Here is a 1,433-nt window from a genome sequence, read left to right on the forward strand (position 1 = left end):
TGGCCTAGCTGGTAGCCTTCTTGCTTACCTAATTGGATACCTCTAGCCTCACCTCTAGCCTCAAGCTGTTCTGCAATTGTCATAAAATCCTCCCGTTAAATATTCAGTAAAATATTTATAGGTCGGAAATGCTGAGAAGATATGATTTTTCGAGCTTCCCATCGATCATGCGCTGCTTGAACGTTAATCCAAAAATCATCATCCAACTCGAATAGTGCGGCTAATTGACTAGCTTCGCCTACTGTAAGGCGACGAGTATTATTGACTATCTGACCAATAACCTTGCGTGAAACCTTCATTGCCTCCGCAAGTTGCTGCTGAGTAATATTAAGTGGCTTTAAAAATTCTTCATTTAACATCTCACCTACAGTCGTAGGCTCGGCTGTAATAGTTTCCATATTTCACCCTAATATTTATGTGGATCCAAGTAAACATCATAAGCGACACCTTCGCGCCACCTAAAGATAAGTCGCCATTGAATATTAATCCGTATACTTGACCACCCCTCTAGCACTCCAGATAATCGTTCATAGTTGTTACTACGTGGCTGGAACAAAGATCGCTCTGAACTAGCTGCTGCTAAAATGCTTAGTTTTCGACGTAATTGGCGAGTTATCATCATTGGAATGTCTCCAGAAAGTTCATCGTATTGATAAAATCGACATAATGAACCAGTTTCACCCTCCTTAAAGCTACCAATCATGAACACACCTGAATACTTGTAGTCTGTATTATCATAATACCCATAACAGGAGCACAAAGCAACCATTTGAGAACATTGAAAGACTAAAATGGAACTTAAAGCCAGTGCACTACTTTCGCAGTCGCTACACCAGACTGAGTTACTTTTACTGATGTTAACTGATTTTTCTTTTAATTCACTTCAAGCCCAATCAAGCCCCATTAAGCCCAGAGCTGGCCTGACTCTACAGCGTTCCAACTAACGAAGGTCAAAACCACCCCGAGGGGCTGTTATCTGATATAGGTTGTTTTCGATCACTGTCTCCGCGATAGCACACTAACAGTACTAGGTGAAATATTAAGTATATGAGCGATCTTACGATGAGAATAGCCTTTAGCCTTGAATTCTTGAATAGCATCAATAACATCATGCGTCCCTACCGTTGGCCTACCCCCACCACGACTCTTTCTTCCTCTTGCCGACTGAATCTCTGGCGTATGCGTCCTAGCTACATACTCAGCAAAGGTTTTCTCAGTGAAGCGCTTGTGAGTCCATTTAGCGACACTCTTGGCAATCGCTTTCACCTCTGGCTCACTGAGGGGAACGGGGAATTGCACATTGTAGCCCATTGCACGCTCGAAGCACGCAGCAAACCACTGTGCGAAAGCAGGCCAGCCACGACGAATAGCCCTATACGCCCACTTGCGCGTTTTCTCAAAGACAGTGCAATTACGGCCTAACCCGTAGGTTG

Annotated in this window: 3 protein-coding genes; all 3 read right to left on the bottom strand. The window is 43.7% G+C overall.

The window, feature by feature from the left end; genetic code table 11:
* Positions 1 to 95 precede the first annotated feature (95 nt).
* A complete protein-coding gene (locus tag G468_RS0117875; RefSeq protein WP_026824134.1) occupies positions 96 to 398 on the bottom strand; it encodes a HigA family addiction module antitoxin in 303 nt (100 codons plus the stop codon).
* An 8-nt stretch (positions 399 to 406) separates the two neighbouring features.
* Entirely contained in the window at positions 407 to 703 is a 297-nt protein-coding gene (locus G468_RS0117880) for a type II toxin-antitoxin system RelE/ParE family toxin (protein ID WP_026824135.1), read from the bottom strand.
* 293 nt (positions 704 to 996) lie between these two features.
* Positions 997 to 1,433: primase C-terminal domain-containing protein (locus G468_RS21950; protein ID WP_034250509.1), on the bottom strand; the 437-nt coding region annotated here is incomplete at its 5' end.

The sequence above is a fragment of the Arsenophonus nasoniae DSM 15247 genome (genome assembly GCF_000429565.1).
GTDB classification, from domain to species: domain Bacteria; phylum Pseudomonadota; class Gammaproteobacteria; order Enterobacterales; family Enterobacteriaceae; genus Arsenophonus; species Arsenophonus nasoniae.

Excerpts from the sequence above, each read along its gene's own strand:
- G468_RS0117875 (WP_026824134.1), bottom strand. The coding sequence starts at position 398 with ATGGAAACTATTACAGCCGAGCCTACGACTGTAGGTGAGATGTTAAAT.
- G468_RS0117880 (WP_026824135.1), bottom strand. The coding sequence starts at position 703 with ATGATTGGTAGCTTTAAGGAGGGTGAAACTGGTTCATTATGTCGATTT.